Raw genomic sequence first — 24,087 nt, 5'->3', positions numbered from 1 at the left:
GAGCGAGCCGGCAAGATCCTCTTGCCGGCTTGCTCCACGAACTACCCGATGGCGTTACTTCCCTCGGGCTTGCGCGGCACACGCTTGCCCGCGCTGACGCCGGCCACACCAGCCGCGATGAAGGAGAGCGGATCTTCGGCGAGGCCGCGGCCCATGGAACGCAGGGGAGCGGGGGCGTTTTCAAGCACGCGAACCAGCCCATTCGTGTTGATCCGGTCGATGACGAAAAGGTCCGAAAGCTCCTCGAGCTGTTCTTCCATCTTGCGGGCGACGTCGGCGTCGATGCCAGCCATCAGCGGATCGCTGGTATCGAAGCGCGGAGCGGAGACGATCGCGTTCACGCGCACGACGTCGGTGAGGACGCGCATTGTATGGTGCGAGATGCCGCGGTGGCGTTCGCGCGGATCAGCGTCTGAGGCGCGGAGGCACGCGATCGGCTGGCCGCCCAACACGGCGGCCGCGTTGATCGCCTCGCCCATTTGGGTGCCGGAGAATCCCCATTTGGTTCCGGTTCCAGCGTTGCCAGGCCCTTGTGTGACGACGGCGACGTCGGCGTTCCAGACGAGCCGTGCGGCGAGGAGCGCAGTGTGGATGTTGATCGCCTCGAGCTCTCCGCCGTAGGCCTGGCCGGCGGTGATTGTTCCGAGGATGTGACCGGCGTCGGTCATCGAGCGGGCGGCTTGGGAGAACCAGGCCGGAAGCGCTGCGCCGTCAGTTTGAATATAAGCGATGCGGGCCGCCGGCTCTGCTTTGTGGATCCCGGCAACGATCGCAGGGAGAGCGGAATGGAGATCGGCAACGACCACCGGCATGCCGTCGATAGAGTCGGCGTCTTTGAGAATCTCGAAATACGGCGATTCCTGTTCGTCGACCGATTGCACCATGTACTGCATGGGCGTGTAACGCGCCTTCATGATGTGTCCAGGGGAGGGCGGAGGATCGACCGGCAGACGATCAGGCACCGCCACAATCATCATGTAGCCGCCCGTGCCAAGCCCGCGGGCCACCGCGGAAGCGGACAGTAGTACGCGTTCCCCGACGTCGGGAGTACCGACCTGAGGCGCGTATGCGAGCGCGCGTGCCTCGCCGCCGTCGGCGAGCCGCACCGTGTATTCGATTGCTGGCCCCCACGCTTTGCGCAGGGCCACCACTATTCCTTCTCTCCACATCATCACGTCTCTAAGACTAGTGCACTAAAGTGGATTCCATGTCCAACACTAGGTCCACGAAGGAGCGGCATATCGCTTTGCTCACCTACTTGCGCCAGACCCACCCCACGATGAAAGAGTTGATGCGGCTTCCGTTCTACGCTCACTCCGCGGGAGAAAAAACTTTAAAGCGGATGATTATGCGCGATCTCAGTGAGTTACGTCAATCGGGGTACCGCATCGATGTCACGAGCGATTTTCGCTACGTGTTGGATCAGTCGCCGATGATCACAGTGTCCGGTTTTGGCTGTGAGCTTGGCATGCTCAGATCTTTCCTGGACGTGCATCGGGGCGAGTTGCCGGAGACTTTCGCCCAGTCAGCAATCCATAAGCTCCTTGCCGACGCCGATGCCACGGTTGAGGGGATTTATCAGGCTCGAGTTCCGTCCGGGAACCAGGTGGTGGCCATTGCCGACGCGATCACGCGCCAACGGCGTGTTGCATTCACGTACCGTTCGCGCCACGGGGATCGACGGTACGTGCTCGAACCGTGGCAGATCAGCGTGCACTTCGATGCGTTTTACGTGCGCGGCGAGCAGGTGAGTCTGGCTGGTCGGCGTGCGAGCGGGGTTCGGATTTTTAAGCTGGATCGCATCGTCGATGAGGTTGAGATTTTGGGCACGAGAATCGAGTCGACGCCGGTACCGAGCGAGAGCGTGTTTTCACCGATCGATGCTGTGGTCGATGTGCGAGCCGGCACGTGCCGGCCGCTGTATGCGCGCGCAAACGGGCGCTTCGAGCCTTCCCAGGTTCACGGGTGGGATCGCCTCACACTCGAAACGATTGCACGAGACGAGCTCTTCGAGTTGCTGATGTTTTACGGAATTGACGCGCGTATTGTTGCGCCGTTGGAGGCGCGGGAGGATTTCCTTGCGCGCCTCACCCATGCGATCGAGGTGAGTCAATGAACATCGGGCTCTCTCGCCAACTAGCGGTGTTGGCGTACCTTTCCGCGAATTCTTCGTCCCTTCGCGAACTCGCATCTCATTTCTCGATGAAGGTTCCGCAGATGCGCGAGGTATTGTCCGAGTTGAACGTGGTGGAGATTAATGAATCCGGGGGCGTATACAGCCCGTTTTTTGTCGACGTCCCCAGTGACGACGGCGAACCTGTTCGCCTCATCGAGGGCGAGATTCATGCGCCTGCACTCTCGCTTGCGGAAGTGATGTCGGTTGTTGCGCTCATTGACGGCCTGTTGGAGGTTGCAGACGAGGCGACCGCGGCGAATCTGCTCACTTTGCGTGAGCGCCTCGTCGCGGGCGCGGTGGACGCTGGATACGAGTCGGCCCTGTGGCCGGCGCCGGTACGCCACGCACTGCCTGAGGTCATGGCACAGCTCGCGCGGGCGAAACAGATGAAAAAACGAGTGCGCCTTGAGTACTGGGTGTCCGATGGTGTGCGTGCGCGCCCCAAGGAGTACGACGCCGGCGTGATCGACGTCATCGGAGGGAGCACGCCGTATGTGACGGCGGATGTGGGGGATTCGTCGTTGCGCTTCTTCCGCGTGGATCGGGTTGGCCGGGTCGAAGTGACGAACACGAAATTCTCGGGTCGGGATGCGAAGGCTGCGACCCGTAACTCGTCAGTGCAGGAGAATCCGTATGGTCCGTCGTCGGCGATCGTGGTGTCCTCGAAGGCTCGTTGGGTGGCCGAGTCACTTCCCGTTGAATCTGTTGAAGGGGCTGACCCGCTCGTTGTGACTCTCAATGCGCGCGATTTCTGGCTGGGTACGTTACTTGTGCGTTTGGGAGAGGATCTGGTTGCCTCGTCGTCGGAGGCAGCGAAAGCGAACCTCGAGCGTATCTTGCGAGCCTACGAGGAGGGCCAGTGATCTGGTGGATTTTCTGGATCGGAATTGTGCTCCTGGCGCTGTACTTCGTGGCATCGATTCGCAGGGTCTGGCGTAGCAGTAAGGGCGTATTCGCGGCGATTTCTGGTTTCGTGGATGCGCTGAGCGATGTGCATGCGCAGGGGCGGGGGAGTGGCGAACGTGGCGATATGCGCCAGCGCCGGGCGGCGGCACGCGCCGACCGCGAACGCATCCGCTCTGAACGCGAGGCAGGGCGCCGGCGTCGGCTTTCGCGGGCATTGGAGCGCTGGCCAGATGCGGAAGAAACTTTCGAAAAGAGAACACAGTGAGCCTGATTGCATCGAATTTCGCCGATAACTACGCGGCACGGGGCATTATTCTTGATCCGTTCCAGCGTGAGGCGATTGACGCGCTCGAACGCGGCCACGACGTGCTCGTGTGTGCACCAACGGGGTCAGGAAAGACCGTGGTGGCCGAGTTCGCCGTGGAGATGGCCCTTGCGCGTGAGGCACGCTGCGTGTACACAGCGCCGATTAAGGCCCTGTCGAATCAGAAGTACAAGGATTTGGCACAGCGGCTGGGCGAGGAAAACGTGGGCCTCCTGACGGGCGATGTGACCATCAACCGCGACGCTCCAATAATCGTTGTCACCACGGAAGTGCTGCGCAATATGCTCTTCACCCGCGATCCGGGGGTGGCCCACATCGGATACGTCGTGCTTGACGAGGTGCACTATTTAGCGGATCCGTCGCGTGGCCCTGTGTGGGAGGAAGTGATTTTGCAGCTTCCACCTCACGTGCGCCTCGTTTCTTTGTCCGCGACTGTGGCGAATATTGAGGAGTTTTCCGGCTGGTTACGTTCAGTGCGCGGCCCGACGGCGGTGGTGGTCTCGACCGTGCGCCCGGTTCCGTTACAACAGTTCCTGGCACGGGGGCGCTCTTTGATTTCGATCGACGACGGCATGCCCGCTCCGCGCCGCACGAAGGAGCGGGAGTTTCGCAGGAGGGAGCGGCGAGCAGTGAGCCCAGCGAGGCGTCGCCGGCTTGTGGAGTCATTAAACCAGCGGGGGCTGCTCCCTGCGATTGAGTTTATTTTCTCTCGTAAGGGTTGTGATCAGGCGGTTGCGGATTTCCTCGATTCTGGTGTCCTTCTCAATTCGCCCGAGGCCGAGCGTGAGGTTCGGCGCCAGGTGAGCAAGGTCCGCGAAACGCTCAGCGATTCGGACGCGAAGGCTGTGCGTTGGGGCTTCTGGGCGAAAGCGATGGGGCGTGGCTTTTCTGCCCATCATGCGGGGATGTTTCCCGTGCTCAAGGAGCTTGCAGAATCGTTGATGGATCAGGGGCTGTTGAAGCTCGTTTTTGCGACAGGCACACTTGCGCTTGGCATCGATATGCCTGTCTCAACGGTGATTATCGATGAGTTGCGTAAGTTCAACGGCGAGGATTTTGTCAACCTCACGGCCACCGAGTACACCCAGCTGATTGGGCGAGCGGGCAGGCGCGGAAAGGATACGATCGGCACCGCCGTCGTGATCGACACCGACGAGCTCGATATGGACGTGCTGGGCGAAGTTGCCAAGGGGCAGTCAGAGCCGCTCATGAGCGCGTTTTTCCCGTCGTATAACACGGTGGTGAACCTGCTCGCGAACTACTCGCCGGGCAAGGCGCGCGAGATCATGGGAACGTCGTTCGCTCAGTATCAGCGCAACGCCGATCTCGGTCAGGTCCAAGGCCGGTTGGCGCGCGTGCGCGCGCGGCTCGCCGACGTCGAAGAAGAGTTGGCGCGAAAGTGTGAGCGTGGAAATCTCGTTGAATATCTCCGCCTTCGCGCCGGTGCTGCCCGAGCTTCGAAAGCGCAGCGCAAGCGTGCGAAGGCTGAGTATCATGCACGGATTCGCGATTCGTTTGCGCAGGCGGCGACGGGGATGCTCTACGCGTATGCGCTTGACGGCGAGCTCGAGTATGCGCTCGTGCTGTCGGTGGGCAACGGCAAGTTGCGTGTTATTAACGCGTTCGGCGAGATGTATTGGCTTCGCGAGGACGATCTGTCTGCGCAGATGCGCCTCGTTGGTGAGATCGCAATTCCGTTTGGTCGTTCGCTGAAAGAGCGCGAGGTGCGTGAGCAGATTGCGGATTCGATCATCGACGCGGTAGACGAGCGCAGTGAGCTCGGAGTGGACCGCGACCTGATGGGCTCGTGGGATCGGTTTGCTGTGCGCGAGAGCCCGGAACTGATCGCCCACCCAGTGCACACCTGCCCGGATTTGGCGCAGCATCTGCGAGAGGGGGAAGAGCTTGTCTCGCTCGACGCGCGAGTTGCCGAACTTGAGCAGATGGTTGCCTCCTACGACGATTCGGTGGCGCGAGAGTTCGACGCGACGGCGTCTGTGCTTGAGCGTATCGGATATCTTCAGCGCCGCGATGGCACGATCCTGCTCGGCCCGGGTGCTGACGTGTTGCGCGGAATTCACAATGAGGCAGATCTGCTCGTGTGCGAGGCTCTCTCCGCACCGAACCTCCGTCAGCTCAGCCCAGCTCAATTCGCTGGAGCGGTCAGCGCCTTCTTGTGCGATCGTCGTCTCGGCTCGCGCCCGCCGTCGTCGGGGGAGCTACGCGATTCATGGCGGATGATTGGTGTGAATGTGGACTATCTGCTCTCACTGGAGGCTGACGCAGGGATTACACGGACGCCGGATCCGTTCCCTGGCGCTATGGGTGCAGTGACGCGCTGGGCTGAGGGAGGCGATCTGGAGCGGGTACTACGCGAGGGGCATCTCGTGGTTGGCGATTTCATTTCCGCAATGCGTCGACTGATCGACCTTTTGGGGCAAATCGAGGCTGTCGGGAACGGAGTATGGTTCGGTGAACGTGCAGCTGAAGCGAAGCGTCTCATCAAGCGTTGGGATTGGCTCTAGCCCGACACGCCGCAACACCCCGACGCTCTAAATGTGTCGTACGACATAGTGACTGGGCTGTGTGGGAAAGACCGCGATGGAGATAGAGACAGTGCGGACAGAGTTTGCGTGTTGGGCACACAGATCGTACCGTAGTACTACGCGATAAGCTGTAAGGCGAGTCCCACCCTGTTCGATAGAAAACGTTCACGCACAATCTTCGTCTCGTGACGGCCCGAGGAACATGGTGGGGCTCGCCCTTTGTTGCGCTCGGCCCGTATTCTTGAAGGGTGAAGAATATACTCATCTCAGTTCTGCTTGCCGTTGGCGGGGGCGTCGTGCAATGGTGTGCCGGTGAGCCTCTCGGTTGGTGGCCGCTTGGATTTTTTGGACTGGCTGCCCTCTGGGGGGTCAGTACCCGAGCGAGTGCAGGCGCAGCCGCATGGTGGGGGTTCATCTGGGGAAGTTCTTACTTTCTTCTCCTGTTCGACTGGGCGGCCAGCGCTGCTCACACTGTGCTTGCTCAAATTGGACTTGCCGCGGTTGAGGCGATGTTCGTTGCTCTCGTGGCTCTTTTGTGGAACGGTGCGAGTCGATACCGTCGTGCGGCCATTCCTCTCGCTGCGGTGATTTGGGTGGCGGTCGAGTATGTGCGCTCCACGTGGCCACTTGGTGGAATGCCGTGGGGGAGCGTCGGGTACACGTTCGTCGATTCGCCTCTGGTGCGTCTCGCGCCCTACGGTTCGGTTGAGCTAGTCTCGCTTGTCGCAGTCGGCGTGTCGATCGCGTTGGCACAGGCGCTACGCTCCCGTCGAAAAGTTGCTATCGCCGGCGCCGTCGTCGTCGGTGCGGGAGTCGTTGGGGGGAGCGTTTTCCTGCCGATTGGTGCGGCGCCGTCGGGCCACCTCGACGCCGCGATTGTTCAGGGGTCAGTTCCGTCACCTCCGGGGCCGGATCGCGCGCTGACCGTCACGCGCAACCACGTCGAGGCTGCTCTCGGAGTGCTTGAGAAAAACCCGGACGTGATCTTTCTCCCGGAGTCCACATCCGACCTCGACTTCCGCCGTGATCCCGACGCCGGTGCGCTCATTGAGCGATTAACTTCCGCTACCGACGTTCCGATTTTGCTCGGATCGCAGAGCTATTCGGGCAACACCCGACTGAACGAGTACATTCTGCTCGTGCATGGCAAAGTCACCGCTACATACGCGAAACAACACCCCGTTCCCTTTGGGGAGTATATTCCGTGGCGCGAGCAGATCCGTGCGATCACCAGGTCGGTGGATCAAGTTGCCGTGGACATGATTGCAGGGAGTGACCCTGCGGCGATTCGTGTGCCGGTGGGGAAAGCGGATGTCATGCTCGCCACTCCGATCTGTTTCGAGATTGCCGACACCGCCGTCGTTGCTGAAGCGGTACGGCTCGGTGCTGAGCTTATCGTCGCTCCAACGAACAATGCGACGTTCCAGGGCACAGGGGAGCCGCACCAGCAGTTCGCAATCGCTCGTTTCCGAGCGATCGAAACGGCGCGCTCGGTGGTGCAGGTGTCGACATCGGGGATCACAGGTGTGATCGATCCACGGGGAAACGTTGCATACTCAGTGATCGATAACGTGCCCGATGCTCGCGTTGTGCGCGTGCAGTTGGCCGATGCAGAGACGTTCTCAACTCGCACCGAGCCCACTCGCGTTTCCGTGACATACGCGCTGGGGGCTGTGGGCGGTATCCTTGCTGTTAGAGCACTATTGAGTAAAAAGAGAAGGACGAGACAGTGAGCGTACTGATTTGTATCCCGACGTATAACGAAATCGAATCCCTTCCGGTGGCCGTCAAGCGCACCCACAGCGCAGTTCCCGACGCCGAGATCCTGGTGATCGACGACGCGTCACCGGACGGTACGGGAGAGCTCGCAGACCGACTCGCCGAGGAGGATCCGCGCATCCACGTACTTCATCGCGAATCGAAGAACGGGCTGGGGAAGGCCTACTTGGACGGATTCTCGTGGGCGCTCGAGCGCGGCTATCAGTACGTGGTGGAGATGGATGCGGATGGTTCTCATCGCCCCGAGCAACTCCCGTTGCTCCTCGAGCGCGCTTACGCCTCGGATGCGCCGGATCTCGTGATTGGCTCGCGGTGGACGCACGGTGGGGAAGTTGTGAACTGGCCCAAGAGCAGGGAAGTGCTCTCGCGTGGAGGCAACCTCTACATCAAGCTGTGGCTCGGGTTACCTGCAAAGGATGCAACTGCCGGATACCGCGTGTATCGCACCGATACGCTTGCGAAGATTGATTTTGATTCCGTCGAATCTGCGGGGTATTTCTTCCAGGTGGATATGACGGAGAAAATTCACCGCCTGGGTGGAAAGATTGTCGAGGTGCCGATCTCGTTCCATGAGCGTGAAGCTGGTGTATCGAAGATGAGCGGATCAATCGTCCAGGAGGCCTTGATTCGCGCGACGAAGCTGGGAATTGCGCATCGCTCAGAGCAAGTGCGCGCACTGGTTTCGAAGTTGCGTCAGAAGTAAACGCGGGAATATATTATGTCAAAAGTGGCGCTGAGGCGAATTGCTCCAGCGCCACTTTTTTGGCGAAATGTCGCTAAAAATACTGATCAGTGCTGCGGGCGGCGTGAGCGCAACTTGCCCGCGCGCAGAAGTTCAAGGCGCTCATCGAGAAGCACCTGGAGCTCGTCGAGCGAACGACGTTCGAGGATCATATCCCAGTGGGTGCGGGCCGGCTTGACCTTCTTATTTTCTTCTACGCCGCCGCCGCGAACGAGATCAGCCATTTGGCCGCACTTGCATTCCCACTTGGCAGGAGCCTCGGCCTCAGCGGCGAGCGTGACGAAGAAACGGTGACCGTTCGGGCACAGGTATTCTTCCTCGCGACGCTCCACAAAGGCGACGCCGGCGTCGGACTCGAGCGAGTTAGCGCCAATTTTCATTCCACGCAGTGAACGTTCTGCCATGTTGACCTCCCTAAAGATTTTATCCGCAATAATTTTATCGCGCGGGCGCGCAGTGGCCGGCCGGGTGGAGGGCTAAACAGCGCAAACATGCCGAAAGCCGGTGCTTGACGAATTTCCTGAGAACTCTCCAAAAGGCCGATAATGTACATTATGTCAAAACAGCGGGGTGGTGAAAAGACGGGCGCAACTCGAGTACTTCCCCAGTTGCGCCTGATAAAAACTGCTTCTTCGACGTCGTCGGTTAGCTTGCGTGTGAACGCTTCGCTGCCCGACGCGCCGCGAGTTCGTCGACAATCGACGAGTGATCAAGCGACTCAGGGCGGAGCTCGCAGAGCGATCCTTCAACTTCGCGCCACACGCGGCCGACAGCGATCCCGAATACGCCCTGGCCGCCGTTGATCAGGTCGATCACTTCGTCGTTTGAGGTGCACAGGTACACCGAGGCGCCATCCGACATTAGGGTGACGGCTGCAAGATCCTCCACGCCGTACTCCCCGAGCTGATCCACGGCGATGCGAATCTGCTGGAGGGAAACGCCCGTGTCAAGGAGGCGCTTGACGACCTTGAGCACCAAGATGTCGCGGAACGAGTATAGGCGCTGTGAACCGGATCCCGATGCTGAGCGAATCGACGGCTCAACTAAGCCGATGCGATCCCAGTAATCGAGCTGGCGGTACGTGATACCAATAGCACGGCAAACAGCTGGGCCACGGTAGCCGGTCTCGTTGTCCAGATCCGGTAGCGTGTCGCCGAAAAGCATCGCCTGCGCCCGTTGCGGGTGAACCTCGCTCACGTCGCCTCCTTTGTTCTTTCAGGTACAGCGTCAAGTGTAGCGCTTTTGCACTACTTGAGGTGTGAACGGCGTGTTTTACAGGCGTGTCTCAAGTTGTGCTTGAACTTTCACACCAATCGCACTAACGCAGCTCGACGTCGATCCCTTCGAGGAGCAGTGCCCGATACGCATTCGACATGAGAGTGGCCAGTTCCCCTGCCTCGGCGACGACGCGCTCACGGAAAACAGGCGTGGACTTTGAGCGGTCCGATTCCAAGGTCGCGACAGCATTCACGGCGTGCTGGCGAGCCGAATTGCGGATCATGCGAATCTTGCGCAGATCGAGCCCCTTCTCCCCCAGCATACGGACGTAACGCACGATGTCCACTGCATGCGTGGTAAGACGACCACGCGAATCGGGAGTCAATAGCGCGGCGTCAATGAGTGCCTCGATCTCGGCAATCGAGGCACCTGTCAGTTGTGCCAGCTCGTCCTTGTGTAGGCGAGTTCCAGGCTGTGGTTTGACAACCTCATTATCCGCCAGAACGCGCATACGGCCCGGATGTGCCTGTTGTACCAGTCCAGTATCAAGTTGCTTGAGCATTTCCTTGATCTGAGGCAAGGAGGTGTAGCGATCGCGCTGTTCGATCAAAATGAAGCGCAGGCGTTCCACATCTGCTGCCGAGTACATGCGCTGGTTAGACGGCGTGCGGTGCGGCGCGAGCAACTCCTGGCTTTCGAAATATCGAAGCTTCGACGCGGCAAGATACGGGAACTCGCTCGCCAGCGAATCCAAAACTTCGCCAATCTTGAAGGTGGGCTCGTGAGAAACCTCCTGTGGCCAGGAGACCAGTGATTCGGGCGCAACCTGTGGTTGCGCGTTCACTGTGCGGCGCCCTTAAGCGGAGACGCGTAAAAAGTGAGAGCAAACTTGCCGATTCGTACCTCGTCGCCGTCGGTCAGCTTCGCCTCATCGACAAGCTCACGGTTGACGTATGTACCGTTGAGCGAGTGGGAATCGCGCACGAAAAACTCGCCATTCTCACGAACGAACTGGGCATGCTTTCGGGAGACAGTGACATCGTCGAGGAAGATATCTTGGCGCGTGGAACGCCCTGCTGTCGTCACATCGGAGTTGAGAAGGAAGCGAGCGCCCTCGTTTGGGCCCGACAAGACGATCAACAGCGCCGAATCGATTGGCAGGTTGGAGATGGCAACGCGATCGTCTCCGCTGAGCGCGCGAAGCTGCGGATGCTCAGTGGGCGAGCCCAAAACAATAGCCGAGAACTTGGAAGTCTGGCTTGGGTCGTTCGAAAATTCGGACATGTGCGTTTCCCCCTCCGTTATCTAAACGTAACTTTAGCCGATCGGTGGGGTGTGCGCACGCGCGACAGCCATGGACATGCACACACCCCGCGAAATCAGTTAAAGGCTTCCTGGATTCGCAGTTTGCGGGCGTGGTCGTCGGCCTCGTCCAAGATGAGCTTGCGAAGAGCGCCCGGTGCAGATTCGTTCTGCGCGAGCCATTCCTGAGCTGGTGTGAGCCCCTCCCCTTCGCCACGATCCGTAGCCGGATACAGGCCGTAGAGGATGCGTTCGGCGATCTCCTGAGAAAACTTCTCCCAAATTTCGGTTGCGTGAGCGAAATAGTCTGGGTAGGCGGCCTTCGCTTCGTCCGCGCCCGAAGGATGCGAAAATCCGTCGATCAGGGCCTGGGCCTCGAGGTTAGAGTTCTCGCCTCCCAATAACTTCTCCAGCGTCGCCGCGCGCGAGCCCGGCAGGAGCGACAGAGCCTCGAGGTGTGCAACCTTGTCGGCAGAGGTGCCAGAACGTCCAAGTTCGGCGGAAAGCTCAGCTTCACCCGCAACCCCGAGCGCTGCAAGCGCCTTAAGGAACCCCCAGCGCAGATCCTGATCCGACGATTCTTCGAGATGGGTGCGGAGCGTGTCGACACTCTCGGGCATCATGGCGCCGGCGCGGGCCAAGGTGCGCGACCATGTGGTATGAGTATCGGTTCCAGGCTCGAGGTCTGCAAGAATCTCGCGTGCGCCCTCGAACATTTCACGAGCCAGACCGGGGCGAAGGTGCGGATGCGCGAGGTCAAGCGAAACAGACAGCGCCGCCGTCGTGCGCTGCGAGAGCAACGCCGGTTGGGCGTGTGGCTGCGAAAGCACGAAGTGGACGTACTCGCGCGGGTCGAGGCGTGCGTCACGAACCATCTGCCACAGCGCCGTGGAGATGACGGAGCGGGTGAGGTCGTCGTCGACGTCGGTGGCAAGCACAGATGCCAGCGAGCGCTCGTCGAGCGCGATCTTTGCGTACGTTTCCGCACCGGAGTTCGCAACGACGGCATCGACGTCGGCTCCGCCGAGTTTCTCCCAGGGGATCACGACGTCGGTGGTGAGCTCCACCTGCTCCGTCGCAACGGTGCTCAGCACGCCGTCGGTGGCACGCAACGAACGCACCGAGAAACGGTGCGGTCGGGTGATCGCGTTACCGTTGATGTCAGTACCCTCTTGAACGAGGCGGAGACCCGCGTCCGTGCGCTCGGCACGAAGCGTTGAGACCGACGTCGACTGGAGCCACTGGCGTGCCCACTCGGACAGGTCGCGGTTCGAGGCAACCTGCAGTTCGTGAAGAAGATCCTTCAGCGTTGCGTTGCCAAACTTGTGCGCCTGGAAATAAGTGCGAGCACCGGCGAAGAACGCCTCCTGACCCACGAAGGCCACCAGCTGGCGGAGCACGGCTGCACCCTTCGCGTAGGTGATGCCGTCAAAGTTCTGATCAGCTGCCTCAAGATCGACAATATCGGCTACGATCGGATGAGTAGTGGGATATTGATCGTTCGCCATTGCCCAGGAAATACGCGCGCCCGCAAAGTTCGACCACGCCTCGGTGAATTCGGTCGCCTCAACCGATGCCCACGCGCCCATGAACTCTGCAAACGACTCCTTGAGCCACAAATCGTCCCACCACTTGGGCGTGACAAGATCCCCGAACCACATGTGGCTCATCTCATGAAGGATCGTGTTGGCGCGTCCAGCGTACTGGGCGCGAGTTGCTGCTCCGCGGTAAATGTAGGCGTTTTCGTTGAAAGTGACGGCGCCGGGGTTCTCCATCGCGCCGAGGTTGTACTCGGGAACGAAAATGGAATCGTACTTTCCCCACGGGTAGGGCATGCCGAAAGCCTCGGGGAATGTTGCCAGGCCCTGCTTCGTGATCAGCGCAACGGCGTCGGAATCGAAGTGCGGCGCCAGTGTTTTGCGCGTGTAGAAGCCGAGCTTGATGCCCTCATATTCGTCTGTGAAACGCGTGTACGGGCCCGCAATGAACGCCGTGAGGTAGGTGGACATACGCTTTGTGTCCTGGAAGCCGAAACGCGCTAGAGGCGTGCCTTGCGAGTTCTCGCCCGCGGGGTGCTCCGTCACCTGACGTTCGTTCGAGATCACCGCCCACGACGCCGGGGCAGTGATTCCGATGAGGAAACTCGCCTTGAGATCTGGCTGCTCGAAGTTCGGGAAAACGCGGCGAGCGTCTGCCGGCTCGAACTGGGTGTAGAGGTAGGTTTCGCCGTCGGCCGGATCGACAAATCGGTGAAGGCCTTCGCCGGTGCGAGAATAGAGGGCGTGCCCGCGCACCTCGATCTCATGGTCGCCCACGGACAGGGTGGGCAACGTAACTCGTGCGCCGTCGAAATGTGGTGTCAGGATCTCTTCATCGACGCGCAGGAACGTCACAGACTCGCCGATGAAGTCCATAAACGTGCTGATCTCCTCGTGGACGGTCAGCTGGACGACCGTGCTCACGGGAAAGTATTTCTGGTCGGTGGTGGACTCAGAGAGATTCAGGTGGACGCGGTACGTTGCGATCTCGAGCGCGGCAGAGCGTGCCATCGCTTCTGAGCGTTGCAGATTTTCAGTCATAACTTCTTATTCAACTCGTCGCCGGCGCGCATTGCAAATATTTGCCGGTGGGTCTCGGGGGTGCACGACCGCGACAGCTTCTCCCCTGCTCTTGGCGCGGTGACGCGTGACTACCTGTGCCTATTCGAGGCAGGATGACGGACTTCGACGTCTGTCTTACGAGCGTCTGCGTGCCGGACGGTGGCGTTGTGGCAAGCGCCACCATCCACTTGAATTGGGACATTTCATGATTCTGCGCTACTATCGGATACGCAACGGGCTATGGCGCAGTTTGGTAGCGCACTTGACTGGGGGTCAAGGGGTCGTGGGTTCAAATCCCGCTAGCCCGACGAAAACCCCGAGATATCAACGATTGATATCTCGGGGTTTTGCTTTTCTCAGCTCAAGGGAGGTATCCAAGTACGTATTACTTCTTTGGAACGCTGAGGTCGAAGACTGAAAGCCCATCGATGACTTGTGACTGGAAGTTGTCGATCACCCACGTCGTGATATCTTGCGCATTCCCTGGCTTGTCCTTGCGCGATACCTTCCCCAAGAACTCGCCGCCTGGCGTCGGATACCGTGGAATGAAATACCGAACGTGACCGTTGCGGACAAGGTCTTTGAACGTGTCCAACGTCGGCACAGGGTCCACGGCGTCCCAGCCGCCGATCGCCATCACGGGGCGTTCGGTTGCGAGCTCGTACAACGATGCGCAATACGAGCTCACTGTGGCGAGTGGCCAGCGCGCTGCGTCGGAGGTTGCGATTGCCCGAAGCCCGTCGAACCCGGATTCGATCTTGGTTGCGCCAGTGCTCGAGAAATCAGGTTCGCACGGATCGGGCAGGCCCTTGCGTGCAGACTTCAGGGCGTACGGCGCCTTCGGCACGCTCCCCTTGTGCGGGAGAGCATTCGTCTGTGCAGTGGCAGCAAATGGAATCGCAAGGAAAGCGACTCCAGTGAGTGCGGCAACCGTTTTCCCGACGCCGGTGTTCCATCCGTACGCAAGCCCCACCTTCCCACGAGTCAGGAGGAGAGCACCGATCACCACTGCAACCCCGGCAACGATCGCACCCGTCCGCATCCAGCCTTTCGCAAAGATCATCAGCACGTACTGCCACGCGAGTGTCACCACGGCCAGCACAGCGAGGCCGATCCAGGCTCTGCGTGTGAGTTCCTCGCGATACGCGACAACTATGCCGAGCCCGACAAAGACTGCCACGAGCATCGGAGGCATCATCCCCACCAGGTAGTAGCTGTGGAAGATGCCTTTCATCCACGAGAAGATGAAGAACGACGTGAGAAACCAGCCATACGCAAGCACCAGTGTTGCGTGGGTGGCCCGTACATCACGTTCCGAAGGATTCGCAACGAACGTGCGCAACGTTGCGTCCGACGTCGTCTGCCGCAACTTGCGCACGAGCACAATGTACGCGACGACGGGAATCACGAGCCCCACAAATGCGAAATAGGACCATTGCAACGCGTTGGTCGGTGCGAACAAACGGCCCAATGACAACACTCGATCCGTGAGCATCCCGAGAATACCGCTACTGTCCTTGCCATGTCCGGAAACACGAGCAAGCCCGTTGTAACCCAGCGTGAGCTCGATGAACGAATTTGCCTTACTACCGCCAAAGAACGGACGCGACGCCGGCGAAACCAGAGCTGCGGGAACTGCCCACAACCCCAGCGTTCCCACAAAAGCCGCAAAATGCGTAGCGAGCCCGGCAGCCCGGCGTCGCCAGGAGGCGCCGAAGTACAACGCAACAGCTAGGTACAGCGCGGGGAAAATCAGTGCGACCTGCAGCTGCTTGGTGAGGAAGCCAAGCCCGAGAAGGACACCCGACACGGCGAGCCACCGGAGGCGTCCGTGCGCAATCGCCCGCAAAGCGGCGCCAGCCGAGCCGGTCATCAACAGTGCAAGTAGTGCATCGGGGTTGTTGTACCGGAACATCAAAGCCGCAACGGGAGTGAGCACAAAGAACAACACTGCCAGGCTTCCCATTGCGAGCCGCAACTGTACCGAAAACTGGGTGAGCGCTCCGCGAACCATCGCGAAAATGAGTGCCGCGCTCGCGCCGCCCATCAACACTTGCGGAAGGATCACCGACCACGGGTGAAGACCGAAAACCTTGATCAAGAGTGCAGGAGCCCACAGCGCGAGCGGCGGCTTATCCACGCTAATGAACCCCTCCGGATCGACCGAACCCCACAGCAACGCATTCCACGATTGCGAACCGGCCCATGCAGCGGCCGAATAAAAGTTATTCGCGTAACCGTTGGCTCCTAGGTGGATCGACCACGCGATCACCACCGCCAGCGTTGCCATCACACATGCGAGCTTCTCCGCCCGCGACCATCTCATCGCCATGTCACTCCCAAGTGCGCTCGGAGATAATGAAGCGCGGGCGGCGCTTCGTCTCGATATATATCTTGCCAATGTACGTGCCGATCACGCCAAGGGCGAGCATTTGAATACCGCCGATGATCGAGAGCACTGCGATCGTGGATGCCCATCCCGCCACTGCATGCCCGGTAAAGAAAGCGATCAGTGCCCACGCCACTCCCACAAAGCCTAGCAACGAGAACAGCATCCCGAGCGTAGTGACGTACTGGAGGGGCTTGACCGAAAACGAGGTGATGCCGTCGAAAGCGAGGGCGAGCATCTTGCGGAGAGGATAGTGACTCTCCCCCGCCACGCGCTCGGCACGTTCGTATTCGACTTGGGCGGATTTGAAACCGACCAACGGAACCATTCCGCGCAGGAACAGATTGCGCTCAGAAAACTCTGCAAGGCCGGCGAGTGCGTCAGAACTCATCAAACGATAATCGGCGTGGTTAAACACCACCTCGGCCCCCATATGGCCGAGGACCTTATAGTAGCTCTCTGCCGTGAACCGCTTGAAGAAAGTGTCCTTTTCGCGGCTCGAGCGAACGCCGTACACGACGTCTGCGCCCTTCGTGTATTCGTCGAGCATCGCGGTGGCAGCGTGGACGTCGTCCTGGCCGTCGGCGTCCATCGAGATCGTTACATCCACACCCTGCTCATAGGCCTCCATGAGACCGGCGAAAAGCGCATGCTGGTGCCCGCGGTTACGTGAGAGCGTGATGCCTCGCACAAGTGGATTCTCGGCCGCGAGCTCGTTGATCAACTCCCATGTACCGTCGCTTGAGCCATCGTTGACGAAGCAGACAGAGCTTTCGGGAGCCACTTTCCCAGCGTCGATGAGTGAACGCAACTCGCCCACGAACACACCCGTGGAAAGAGCGAGCGCCTCCGTTTCGTTGTAGCACGGGATGACGAACCACACCCGTGGCACTGAACGGTTATCCTTCATAGTTTTCCTTTACTTATCAGCGATGAGCGAGTTGAGATGGGCTCGATGAACGATGAGAGAGGTGAACGTGGCCCATGTGGCAAGTTCCGCGACGACGAGCGGCGCGACTACCCCCGGGCCAAGGTGGAAAAACTTGGCGTAGGTAACACACGTAACCGCGGTTTCGACTGCGAGGTAAGGCCAGTATCCACGGAATGCGACTGCGAGGAGGATGAGGACAACCTGCAACAGATAGGAGTAGCGTTCGTGCATCGCGGGCAGAAAGAGGAAGCAGGTCCAGATCATCCAGGCGCTGGTGGCAAGATACTGTTGCCAGGAGTCGATGGAGATTTTCTTGAGGATGATTGCGAAAAAACCGATGGCGAGGATCGCCGCACAGACCACAACCGCGGGCTTGGCGAGTAGTGCAAAGTTATCCGGGAAAAAGTACCAAAAGCTCGGGGCGTTGACGACCATCTTCGGGAAGTCACCGGTCTGGCCCGCGTAGATGGTGAGCGGGGCAAGCAGGGAACGCCCAAACGCGTACGCGAGCCCGCCGGTACCCCAGAAAACGCCGGCGGCGTAAATGAGTTCAGGGAACGGCCACCGACGCCGGAGCACATACACTGTCACGACAAGCGGCATGATGAAGATCGTTTGCAACTTGAGTGCGAAGGCAAACCCGAGCGCGACGCCGGTGGCCGGGTAACGCCTTTCGTAAAGGAAATAGAGCGCCCACAACGCCGCGAGCGAGTACATGGAATCACACTGGCCCCACCAGCCCGAGTTGATGACGAAGGGCGGGAGAAACATGATCGCAAGAAACGCCATGCGTGCGGGTTTCTCCCGCCACCCAGTTCCCGTGACGCGCCTCGCGATCAGCGCTGCCGAAAACGCCAGGGCGACGTCGAACACGACGGAGACGAACTTGTACAAGAACACTGCTGGCAACGGTATGTACGTCAGTAGCGCGATGAGGGTTTGATAAAGCAGGCCGTAGTTGCCTACCTGGTGTGCAAGCGAGCCGAACCCCTCGGGCTCAATCTGCGAAAACCACGGGAGCAGGAACCACTTCATGTCGGCAGAGACAATCGGGGTTCCTGCGAACCGCAACGCCAGACCGGCGAACAACACCACAAGAAAAAAGGTGTGCGGCGCCGAGAAGAACTTCCCCTTGTTGCCGGAAACCTGGCGTTGCGTGAACACTATCGCTCATGTCCTTTCTTGTCACTGACTGGATCCTTAATGAGTTTCAAGGCCACCACGCAGGCGATGATCGCTGTGATGAAGACGGCCTTGAGAACCGAGAACGGCTCGTTCCCCGAGGCCATCGCATAAATGACTGTGAGTGCCGAACCGATTCCAGTCCACACCGCGTAGGCCGTGCCCACTGGAATTCGTTTGAGCGCCCAGCCAAGTCCCACCATCGAGATCGCCATTGCGACGAGGAAAACGATGGTAGGAGCGAGGATCGTGAAGCCGTGTGACATTCCGAGTGCAGTAGCCCAGACAGCTTCGAAAACGCCTGACAGAATCAGAATGACCCACGCCATTATGCCACCACCTTCAGGCCAACGACGCACGCGACTAGGGCGAGTAGCACTCCAATTCTCACGAGTGTCGCTTTCTCTTCGCCACTGACCATCGCGTAGACAACGGTCAGGGAGGCGCCCGTGGCAGTCCACGCTGCGTAGGCCGTGCCAGTCGGCAGGTGTTTCATGGCAACGGCGAGCCCGATCAGGGACAGCACGTTCGTCACAAGGAATATCACCGAGGGCCAGAGCTTTTTCAGCCCCTCCGATTTTGACAGAGCGATCGCCCACACTGCCTCCATCACACCGGAGGCGAGCAAGATGATCCATGCCATGACAATCCTTCCTGGCCGTCGGTCTGATGCGGGTACGGCTCCCTCGTCCGCAGGCGGGATTGTCGCCTGTTTTCCAGGCTAGCACGCGGATTTGTCATCACAGATGCAACTGTGGGATGGAGATGAAAATCTCCATCCCACAGACCGTCTCGTGATCGTGCTGGGCTACTTGCGCTTGCGGCGTTCGCGCACTCGCACGGAAATTTCGATCGGCGTGCCTTCGAAGCCGAAGCGCTCACGAAGTTTGCGCTCGATGAAACGACGATAGGAGGCCTCGAGGAAGCCCGTGGCAAAGAGAACGAAACGCGGCGGGCGGTTCGATACCTGCGAGGCAAACATGATGCGAGGCTGACGCCCTCCGCGGACGGGATGCGGGTGAGCCGCAGAAAGTTCCCCGAGGAATGAGTTGAGCTTGCCCGTAGTGATGCGCTTATCCCACGATTCGAGTGCCTCGTTCATCGCCGTCGTCAGGCGGTTCGTGTGCCAGCCGGTCTTTGCCGACAGGTTCACACGGCGTACCCACGGCATCTGCACGAGTTCCTTTTCGAGCTCACGATCAAGATCGTAGCGGCGCTCGTCGTCGACCAAATCCCACTTGTTGGCGATCACAACCATGGCGCGGCCGGCGTCGATCACCTGCTGCATCACGCGGATATCCTGCTCAGTGAGCGGAACCGAAGCGTCGATAAGGACGAGGCCGAGTTCGGCCTTCTCCACCGCGTTCTGCGTGCGCAGAGAGGCGTAGTAATCGGCTCCGCGCGTGAGGTGCACGCGACGGCGGATGCCAGCTGTATCCACGAACGTCCACGGCTGGTCGTCGAGCATGACCACTTCGTCGACAGGATCACGAGTGGTGCCAGCAAGAGGATCGACCACGACGCGGTTCTCGCCCGCGAGTTGGTTCAGTAGCGACGATTTTCCGACGTTTGGACGGCCAACCAGAGCGATTCGGCGAGGCCCGACACCAGGGCGCAGTGTTGCGGTCGCGGACTTTTCCGGCATCACGCGGGTCACTTCGTCGAGAAGATCGCCGGTTCCACGCCCGTGAAGTGCGGAGACAGGGAACGGCTCTCCCAAGCCGAGCGACCATAGCATCGCCGCGTCAGATTCCCCCTGAGGGCCATCGACCTTGTTCGCAGCCAGAACGATCGGCTTGCCCGATCGCCGCAGCAACTCGATGATGAACTCTTCTGTGTTTGTTGCCCCCACAGTTGCGTCCACAACGAGCACGACGACGTCGGCCTCGCGGATCGCGAGCTCGGACTGGTCCGCCACTGACTTATCGATGCCGTCGAGATCGGGCTCCCAGCCACCAGTATCGAGCAGGGTGAACTTCTTTCCGTTCCACTCGGCGTCGTAACGCACGCGATCACGGGTGACGCCTGGGCGGTCTTGGACCACAGCCACGCGCTTACCAACGATACGGTTGACAAGCGTGGACTTGCCGACGTTCGGGCGGCCAACGATCGCGATCACCGGGTAGCCGGCGGGGCGCTCGACGATCTCGTCGGAGTCAGCGAGCTCAAGAAGCGCTTGATCTTCTTCCTCGAGTTCGTAATCGTCCAGGAACGAGCGCAACATTTCGACGCGCTGTGCGTCGTCCTCGAACTCCGTGTACTTCTCAGTCATGTGTGTTCCTTACATCAAAGATTGAATAGCATCGACCACTTGGTCGATGGTGAGGGCCGACGAGTCGATTGTCGTAACGCCGTCGGCAGCGTGCATGAATTCCGAAACAGTGGAATCCGCCTTATCGCGGTCGACGATCTCGGCTCGGGTGGCTTCGATTGCCGCGTCGGAAGCGTCGCCACGGACCTCGCGTGCTCGGCGAGCAAGACGGGCCTCTTCCGAGGCGGTCAGCAAGACGCGCACATCTGCCTCCGGCACGACGACGGTGGTGATGTCACGTCCTTCCGCGACGATTCCCGCGCCTCCCGAGAAACCTCCGCGCTGCTCGGCGGCGATGACCTCACGCTGGCGGCGCAACAGCTCAGCGCGGACGCCCAGGTTGACAGCGACTTTTGACACGACACGCGACAGAGACGGCTCGCGAATCGCGGACGTAATATCGACTCCGTCGAGAACGAAAGTTTGGTCGAGCGGATCGAGGGGCGGAGTGAACGGCATTTCCTTGGTCGCTTCTTCGACCGCCGCCTGGTCATCGAGATCAATACCCCCGCGGTGCGCCCACCACGCTGCTGCGCGAAACATCGCACCCGTATCCAAGTACGCAAGGCCGTTGCGCTGTGCCACGAGCTTCGAAACCGTTGATTTCCCGGAGCCCGACGGCCCGTCAATCGCAATAATCATTTACATCCCCACCATATGCATGAGTGCTCCGAGCTCGCTTCCCGCAATCTGGCGGTAGCGGCCCGGCTTCAAATGGCCCACCTGGATGTTGCCGAACTGAGTACGGACAAGCTCCATCACCGGGTGACCGACCTCCTCCATCATACGGCGCACGATGCGGTTGCGGCCCGAGTGAAGCGTCACCTCAATGATCGAATTCTTTCGCTGGGCCTCTCGGAGCACGAACTTATCGACGTGAATCGGTCCGTCCTCAAGGGTAATGCCCTTCTCAAGGACCTTGCCCAAACCGCGGGTTACCGTCCCCTCAACGCGTGCAATGTACGTCTTCGGGATTTCGTAACTCGGGTGGGTCAGGCGGTGCGCCAGCTCGCCGTCGTTTGTCAGAAGAATCAGACCCTCGGTGTCGATATCGAGACGGCCAACATGGAACAGGCGTTCGGGACGATCTTGTATGTACTCAGCGAGCGTGCGGCGGCCCTGGTCGTCGTGCATAGTCGAGACAACACCCGGCTCCTTGTACACCGCAACTGTGAGCTTCGACTGATCCAGCTGCACCGGCATCCCATCGACATGGATCGACACCTGGGTGGGATCCACTCGAATTCCGAGCTGGCGGATCACCTGACCATTAACCTCAACGCGGCCCTCCGCGATCAGCTCTTCGGCAGCTCGCCGCGAGGCAACACCAGCGTGTGCCAGAATTTTCTGTAGGCGCTCGCCATTGGGGTTATGCATATCTTGCTGTCTCATGGCAGCTCCTTCTCAATTTCTTCAAGTTCATCATCGCCCGGCAGATACGGCGCGAGCGGCGCAAGTTCCTCGAGGCTGTTCATGCCCATCTTCTCAAGGAAAAGCTCGCTTGTCCCGTAAAGTCCAGCACCGGTGGCTGGGGCCACTCCGATTTGCTCAACGAGACCGCGTGTTTGCAAAGTCCGAACAACAGAATCTACCTCAACACCGCGTATTTGGGCAATCTGGGCGCGCGTGACAGGCTGCTTATACGCGATAACGGCCAACGTTTCCAAGGCTGGCTGCGAGAGGCGAGAACTCGTACCTGCTGTGACGAATCCCGCGACGACGTCGGCGTAGTGCGGGTTTGAGTAGAAGCGCCAGCCCCCGCCAACTTCGCGGATCTGGAAGCCACGAGGCGCATCGGAATCGGAGGCGTACTCGTTCTGCAACTGACGTAGCAATTCGAGCGTCTCCCCCTCAGGAGTATCGATGGCGAAGGCAAGGGCTTTGAGCGGGACGGGTTCGCTCGCCACCATGAGGATCGCCTCGAGGGCCCCCTTGCGCTGTGCGGATTCACGCATCGCCTGCTCCTTCCATGTGTTGCGTGTGGTGTGTTTCGGCAGAACTTCCCTCGGCTCCCCCGCCGACGTCGGTGGGCCCTGAGTTTGAAACGACGACGCCGCGCTTAGACTTGCCAGGCGCGACGCGCGTAATGATGAGCGCAGCGAGCGCCGCTTCCTGCTCCACCCGCACTTCGCCGTCGCGCAGCATCTCCAGAACCGCCATGAAACGCGAAACGATCGTTGGAATGTTCTCAGCATCGGCACACAGCGACGCGAACGAGACACGGTCGCCAGCAATCAGCCTGTCACGAATGTAGCTGACCTGGGTTTCAACAGGAACGAGAGGATCGTGGAGGTGGTCGAGCCGGACAATAGGCGGGGTACGCGAAAAAGCGCCAGCTACGATCCGTGCAAGGTCGGCGGCTGTTGCACGCAACTGGACCTCGGGAAGGAGGCTGCGAAAGTACTCCTCGAGGGGAACATCGCGCGCATAGGCAAGCGACTGGGACGCCAGCCGAGCAGCAAAAACCGCTGCGACCTCCTTGAAAGCGCGATACTGAAGAAGCTTCGCAAACAGGAGATCGCGGGCCTCCAACAGCTCGTAGTTGTCGTCGTCGTCGCGATCCTCTTTCGGCAGCAACCGGGCTGCCTTCAGATCGAGAAGAGTAGCGGCAACCACGACGAATTCTGACATTTGAGAGAGATCTGCCTCGTCCTGGGCTGCGACGAACGCCAAAAACTCATCGGTCACAGCGCCGAGCGCGACCTCCGTGATATCGAGTCGCTTGCGGGCAATCAGGGTAAGGAGCACCTCGAAAGGCCCAGAGAAGGCGTCAAGTTCGACGGCGAAGCCGCCAGCAGACTCCTCCAGAAGGCTCGGTTGCTCCATTAGGCAGATGCACCACGCGCGATCAGCTCACGTGCCAGGCGCTTGTAGGCCAGCGAGCCTGGATGATTGGGGGCGAAGGAGGTAATCGGTTCGGCAGCGATCGTCGCATCGGGGAACTTCACGGTCCGAGAGATCTTCGTATCGAACACCTTCTCATTGAACTGCGCCTCGATTGTGGCGATGACCTCGCGAGCGTGCAAGGTGCGCGTATCGACCATCGTGAGCAAAACGCCGTCGATCTCGAGCTTTGGGTTCAGACGATCCTGGACGCGCTGGATCTGCTCCACAAGCAAAGCCACGCCACGCATCGCGAAGAACTCTGCTTCGAGCGGGATGATCACGCCGTGCGCAGCAGTGAGAGCGTTGACGGTGAGCAAGCCCAGCGACGGCTGACAGTCGACAATCACCACGTCATAGTCGTTCAGGCACGGGGTGAGAACGCGCGTGAGTGCCTGTTCGCGAGCCACCTCGTTAATCAGCTGGATCTCGGCTGCGGAGAGCTCAATATTGGCCGGCAAAATATCCAGGTTCTCAACGGACGTGTGCTGGATAATTCGGTACGGATCGGGCTTGAGCGACAATAACTCATCGTAGATCGTGCGATCGAGCGCATTGGCATTGATACCCAGACCGGCCGACGCAGCCCCCTGCGGATCGAAATCGACGATGAGTACCTTGCGGCCATAACCAGCCAGCGATGCCGCGAGGTTAATCGAGGTAGTCGTTTTTCCCACGCCGCCCTTCTGGTTGCACATCGCGATGATGCGCGCAGGGCCATGTGCCTCCAGCTCGCTGGGGAGCGGGAAGTCTTTTTCACCGTTATCAAAAAGCTCGATCTGTTCTGCACTCACAGA

23 protein-coding genes and 1 tRNA gene are annotated in these 24,087 nt (G+C 59.9%); 7 read left to right on the top strand and 17 right to left on the bottom strand.

Annotated features, from left to right (window positions below):
- Positions 1-41: 41 nt before the first annotated feature.
- The gene (locus P8A24_RS04715) at positions 42-1,148 is read right to left on the bottom strand and encodes a DUF3866 family protein (RefSeq protein WP_307013907.1); all 1,107 of its coding nucleotides are present in this window, start codon (positions 1,146-1,148) and stop codon (positions 42-44) included.
- 59 nt (positions 1,149-1,207) lie between these two features.
- Here P8A24_RS04715 and P8A24_RS04710 point away from each other — a divergent pair, with 59 nt between their 5' ends.
- The 6 genes from P8A24_RS04710 (at position 1,208) to P8A24_RS04685 (ending at position 8,435) form a co-directional block, all read left to right on the top strand.
- Positions 1,208-2,116, top strand: coding sequence for a helix-turn-helix transcriptional regulator (locus tag P8A24_RS04710; protein ID WP_278057450.1), 909 nt, complete (start codon positions 1,208-1,210; stop codon positions 2,114-2,116).
- The gene (locus P8A24_RS04705; RefSeq protein ID WP_278057449.1) at positions 2,113-3,039 is read left to right on the top strand and encodes a helix-turn-helix transcriptional regulator; all 927 of its coding nucleotides are present in this window, start codon (positions 2,113-2,115) and stop codon (positions 3,037-3,039) included. Before P8A24_RS04710 ends, P8A24_RS04705 begins: the two co-directional genes overlap by 4 nt.
- Complete coding sequence (locus tag P8A24_RS04700; RefSeq protein WP_278057448.1) at positions 3,036-3,347, top strand: hypothetical protein; 312 nt, start codon at positions 3,036-3,038, stop codon at positions 3,345-3,347. Before P8A24_RS04705 ends, P8A24_RS04700 begins: the two co-directional genes overlap by 4 nt.
- Positions 3,344-5,932 carry a DEAD/DEAH box helicase gene (locus P8A24_RS04695; RefSeq protein WP_278057446.1) on the top strand — a complete coding sequence of 863 codons (2,589 nt, stop codon included), beginning with the start codon at positions 3,344-3,346 and terminating at the stop codon, positions 5,930-5,932. Before P8A24_RS04700 ends, P8A24_RS04695 begins: the two co-directional genes overlap by 4 nt.
- A gap of 269 nt (positions 5,933-6,201) precedes the next feature.
- Positions 6,202-7,686 carry an apolipoprotein N-acyltransferase gene (lnt, locus tag P8A24_RS04690; RefSeq protein WP_278057444.1) on the top strand — a complete coding sequence of 495 codons (1,485 nt, stop codon included), beginning with the start codon at positions 6,202-6,204 and terminating at the stop codon, positions 7,684-7,686.
- Entirely contained in the window at positions 7,683-8,435 is a 753-nt protein-coding gene (locus P8A24_RS04685; RefSeq protein ID WP_278057443.1) for a polyprenol monophosphomannose synthase, read from the top strand. The genes lnt and P8A24_RS04685 overlap by 4 nt, the downstream gene beginning before the upstream one ends.
- An 86-nt stretch (positions 8,436-8,521) precedes the next feature.
- Here P8A24_RS04685 and P8A24_RS04680 read toward each other — a convergent pair whose 3' ends face one another.
- The 5 genes from P8A24_RS04680 to pepN form a co-directional block, all read right to left on the bottom strand.
- Positions 8,522-8,878, bottom strand: a complete 357-nt coding sequence (locus P8A24_RS04680) for an RNA polymerase-binding protein RbpA (RefSeq protein ID WP_278057440.1) — start codon at positions 8,876-8,878, stop codon at positions 8,522-8,524.
- A gap of 241 nt (positions 8,879-9,119) precedes the next feature.
- Positions 9,120-9,638, bottom strand: a complete 519-nt coding sequence (locus P8A24_RS04675; RefSeq protein WP_278060210.1) for a MerR family transcriptional regulator — start codon at positions 9,636-9,638, stop codon at positions 9,120-9,122.
- 154 nt (positions 9,639-9,792) lie between these two features.
- Positions 9,793-10,536: a transcriptional regulator FtsR gene (gene ftsR, locus P8A24_RS04670; protein WP_278057439.1), complete on the bottom strand. Its 744-nt coding sequence runs from the start codon at positions 10,534-10,536 to the stop codon at positions 9,793-9,795.
- Entirely contained in the window at positions 10,533-10,976 is a 444-nt protein-coding gene (locus P8A24_RS04665; RefSeq protein ID WP_278057438.1) for an FHA domain-containing protein, read from the bottom strand. The genes ftsR and P8A24_RS04665 overlap by 4 nt, the downstream gene beginning before the upstream one ends.
- 95 nt (positions 10,977-11,071) lie before the next feature.
- Positions 11,072-13,573 (bottom strand): aminopeptidase N, encoded by a 2,502-nt coding sequence (gene pepN / locus P8A24_RS04660; protein WP_278057436.1) that lies wholly within the window; start codon positions 13,571-13,573, stop codon positions 11,072-11,074.
- Positions 13,574-13,828: 255 nt separating this feature from the next.
- Between pepN and P8A24_RS04655 the strand changes: the two genes are divergently transcribed.
- Positions 13,829-13,902: transfer RNA gene (locus P8A24_RS04655), tRNA-Pro, on the top strand.
- Between the two features lie 77 nt (positions 13,903-13,979).
- Here the strand turns inward: P8A24_RS04655 and P8A24_RS04650 are convergent.
- The 11 genes from P8A24_RS04650 to P8A24_RS04600 form a co-directional block, all read right to left on the bottom strand.
- Positions 13,980-15,926: a glycosyltransferase family 39 protein gene (locus P8A24_RS04650; protein WP_278057434.1), complete on the bottom strand. Its 1,947-nt coding sequence runs from the start codon at positions 15,924-15,926 to the stop codon at positions 13,980-13,982.
- A 1-nt stretch (position 15,927) separates the two neighbouring features.
- Positions 15,928-16,893 (bottom strand): glycosyltransferase family 2 protein, encoded by a 966-nt coding sequence (locus tag P8A24_RS04645; protein WP_278057433.1) that lies wholly within the window; start codon positions 16,891-16,893, stop codon positions 15,928-15,930.
- Positions 16,894-16,902: 9 nt separating this feature from the next.
- Positions 16,903-18,078, bottom strand: coding sequence for a hypothetical protein (locus P8A24_RS04640; RefSeq protein WP_278057431.1), 1,176 nt, complete (start codon positions 18,076-18,078; stop codon positions 16,903-16,905).
- Entirely contained in the window at positions 18,078-18,425 is a 348-nt protein-coding gene (locus tag P8A24_RS04635; protein ID WP_278057429.1) for a DMT family transporter, read from the bottom strand. The genes P8A24_RS04640 and P8A24_RS04635 overlap by 1 nt, the downstream gene beginning before the upstream one ends.
- Positions 18,425-18,739 (bottom strand): DMT family transporter, encoded by a 315-nt coding sequence (locus tag P8A24_RS04630; protein WP_278057427.1) that lies wholly within the window; start codon positions 18,737-18,739, stop codon positions 18,425-18,427. The genes P8A24_RS04635 and P8A24_RS04630 overlap by 1 nt, the downstream gene beginning before the upstream one ends.
- Before the next feature lie 165 nt (positions 18,740-18,904).
- Positions 18,905-20,368: a ribosome biogenesis GTPase Der gene (der, locus tag P8A24_RS04625; RefSeq protein WP_278057426.1), complete on the bottom strand. Its 1,464-nt coding sequence runs from the start codon at positions 20,366-20,368 to the stop codon at positions 18,905-18,907.
- Positions 20,369-20,377: 9 nt separating this feature from the next.
- Positions 20,378-21,049 carry a (d)CMP kinase gene (gene cmk, locus P8A24_RS04620; protein ID WP_278057424.1) on the bottom strand — a complete coding sequence of 224 codons (672 nt, stop codon included), beginning with the start codon at positions 21,047-21,049 and terminating at the stop codon, positions 20,378-20,380.
- The gene (locus tag P8A24_RS04615; RefSeq protein ID WP_278057422.1) at positions 21,050-21,799 is read right to left on the bottom strand and encodes a pseudouridine synthase; all 750 of its coding nucleotides are present in this window, start codon (positions 21,797-21,799) and stop codon (positions 21,050-21,052) included.
- A complete protein-coding gene (scpB, locus tag P8A24_RS04610; protein WP_278057421.1) occupies positions 21,796-22,362 on the bottom strand; it encodes an SMC-Scp complex subunit ScpB in 567 nt (188 codons plus the stop codon). Before scpB ends, P8A24_RS04615 begins: the two co-directional genes overlap by 4 nt.
- Positions 22,355-23,233 (bottom strand): segregation and condensation protein A, encoded by an 879-nt coding sequence (locus P8A24_RS04605; protein ID WP_278057420.1) that lies wholly within the window; start codon positions 23,231-23,233, stop codon positions 22,355-22,357. Before P8A24_RS04605 ends, scpB begins: the two co-directional genes overlap by 8 nt.
- Positions 23,233-24,084: a ParA family protein gene (locus tag P8A24_RS04600; RefSeq protein ID WP_278057418.1), complete on the bottom strand. Its 852-nt coding sequence runs from the start codon at positions 24,082-24,084 to the stop codon at positions 23,233-23,235. Before P8A24_RS04600 ends, P8A24_RS04605 begins: the two co-directional genes overlap by 1 nt.
- Between the last annotated feature and the right edge of the window lie 3 nt (positions 24,085-24,087).

The organism is Arcanobacterium wilhelmae, assembly GCF_029632765.1.
In the GTDB taxonomy this organism is placed as follows: Bacteria; Actinomycetota; Actinomycetes; order Actinomycetales; family Actinomycetaceae; genus Arcanobacterium; species Arcanobacterium wilhelmae.
This window is presented reverse-complemented; position numbering and strand designations above follow the sequence as displayed.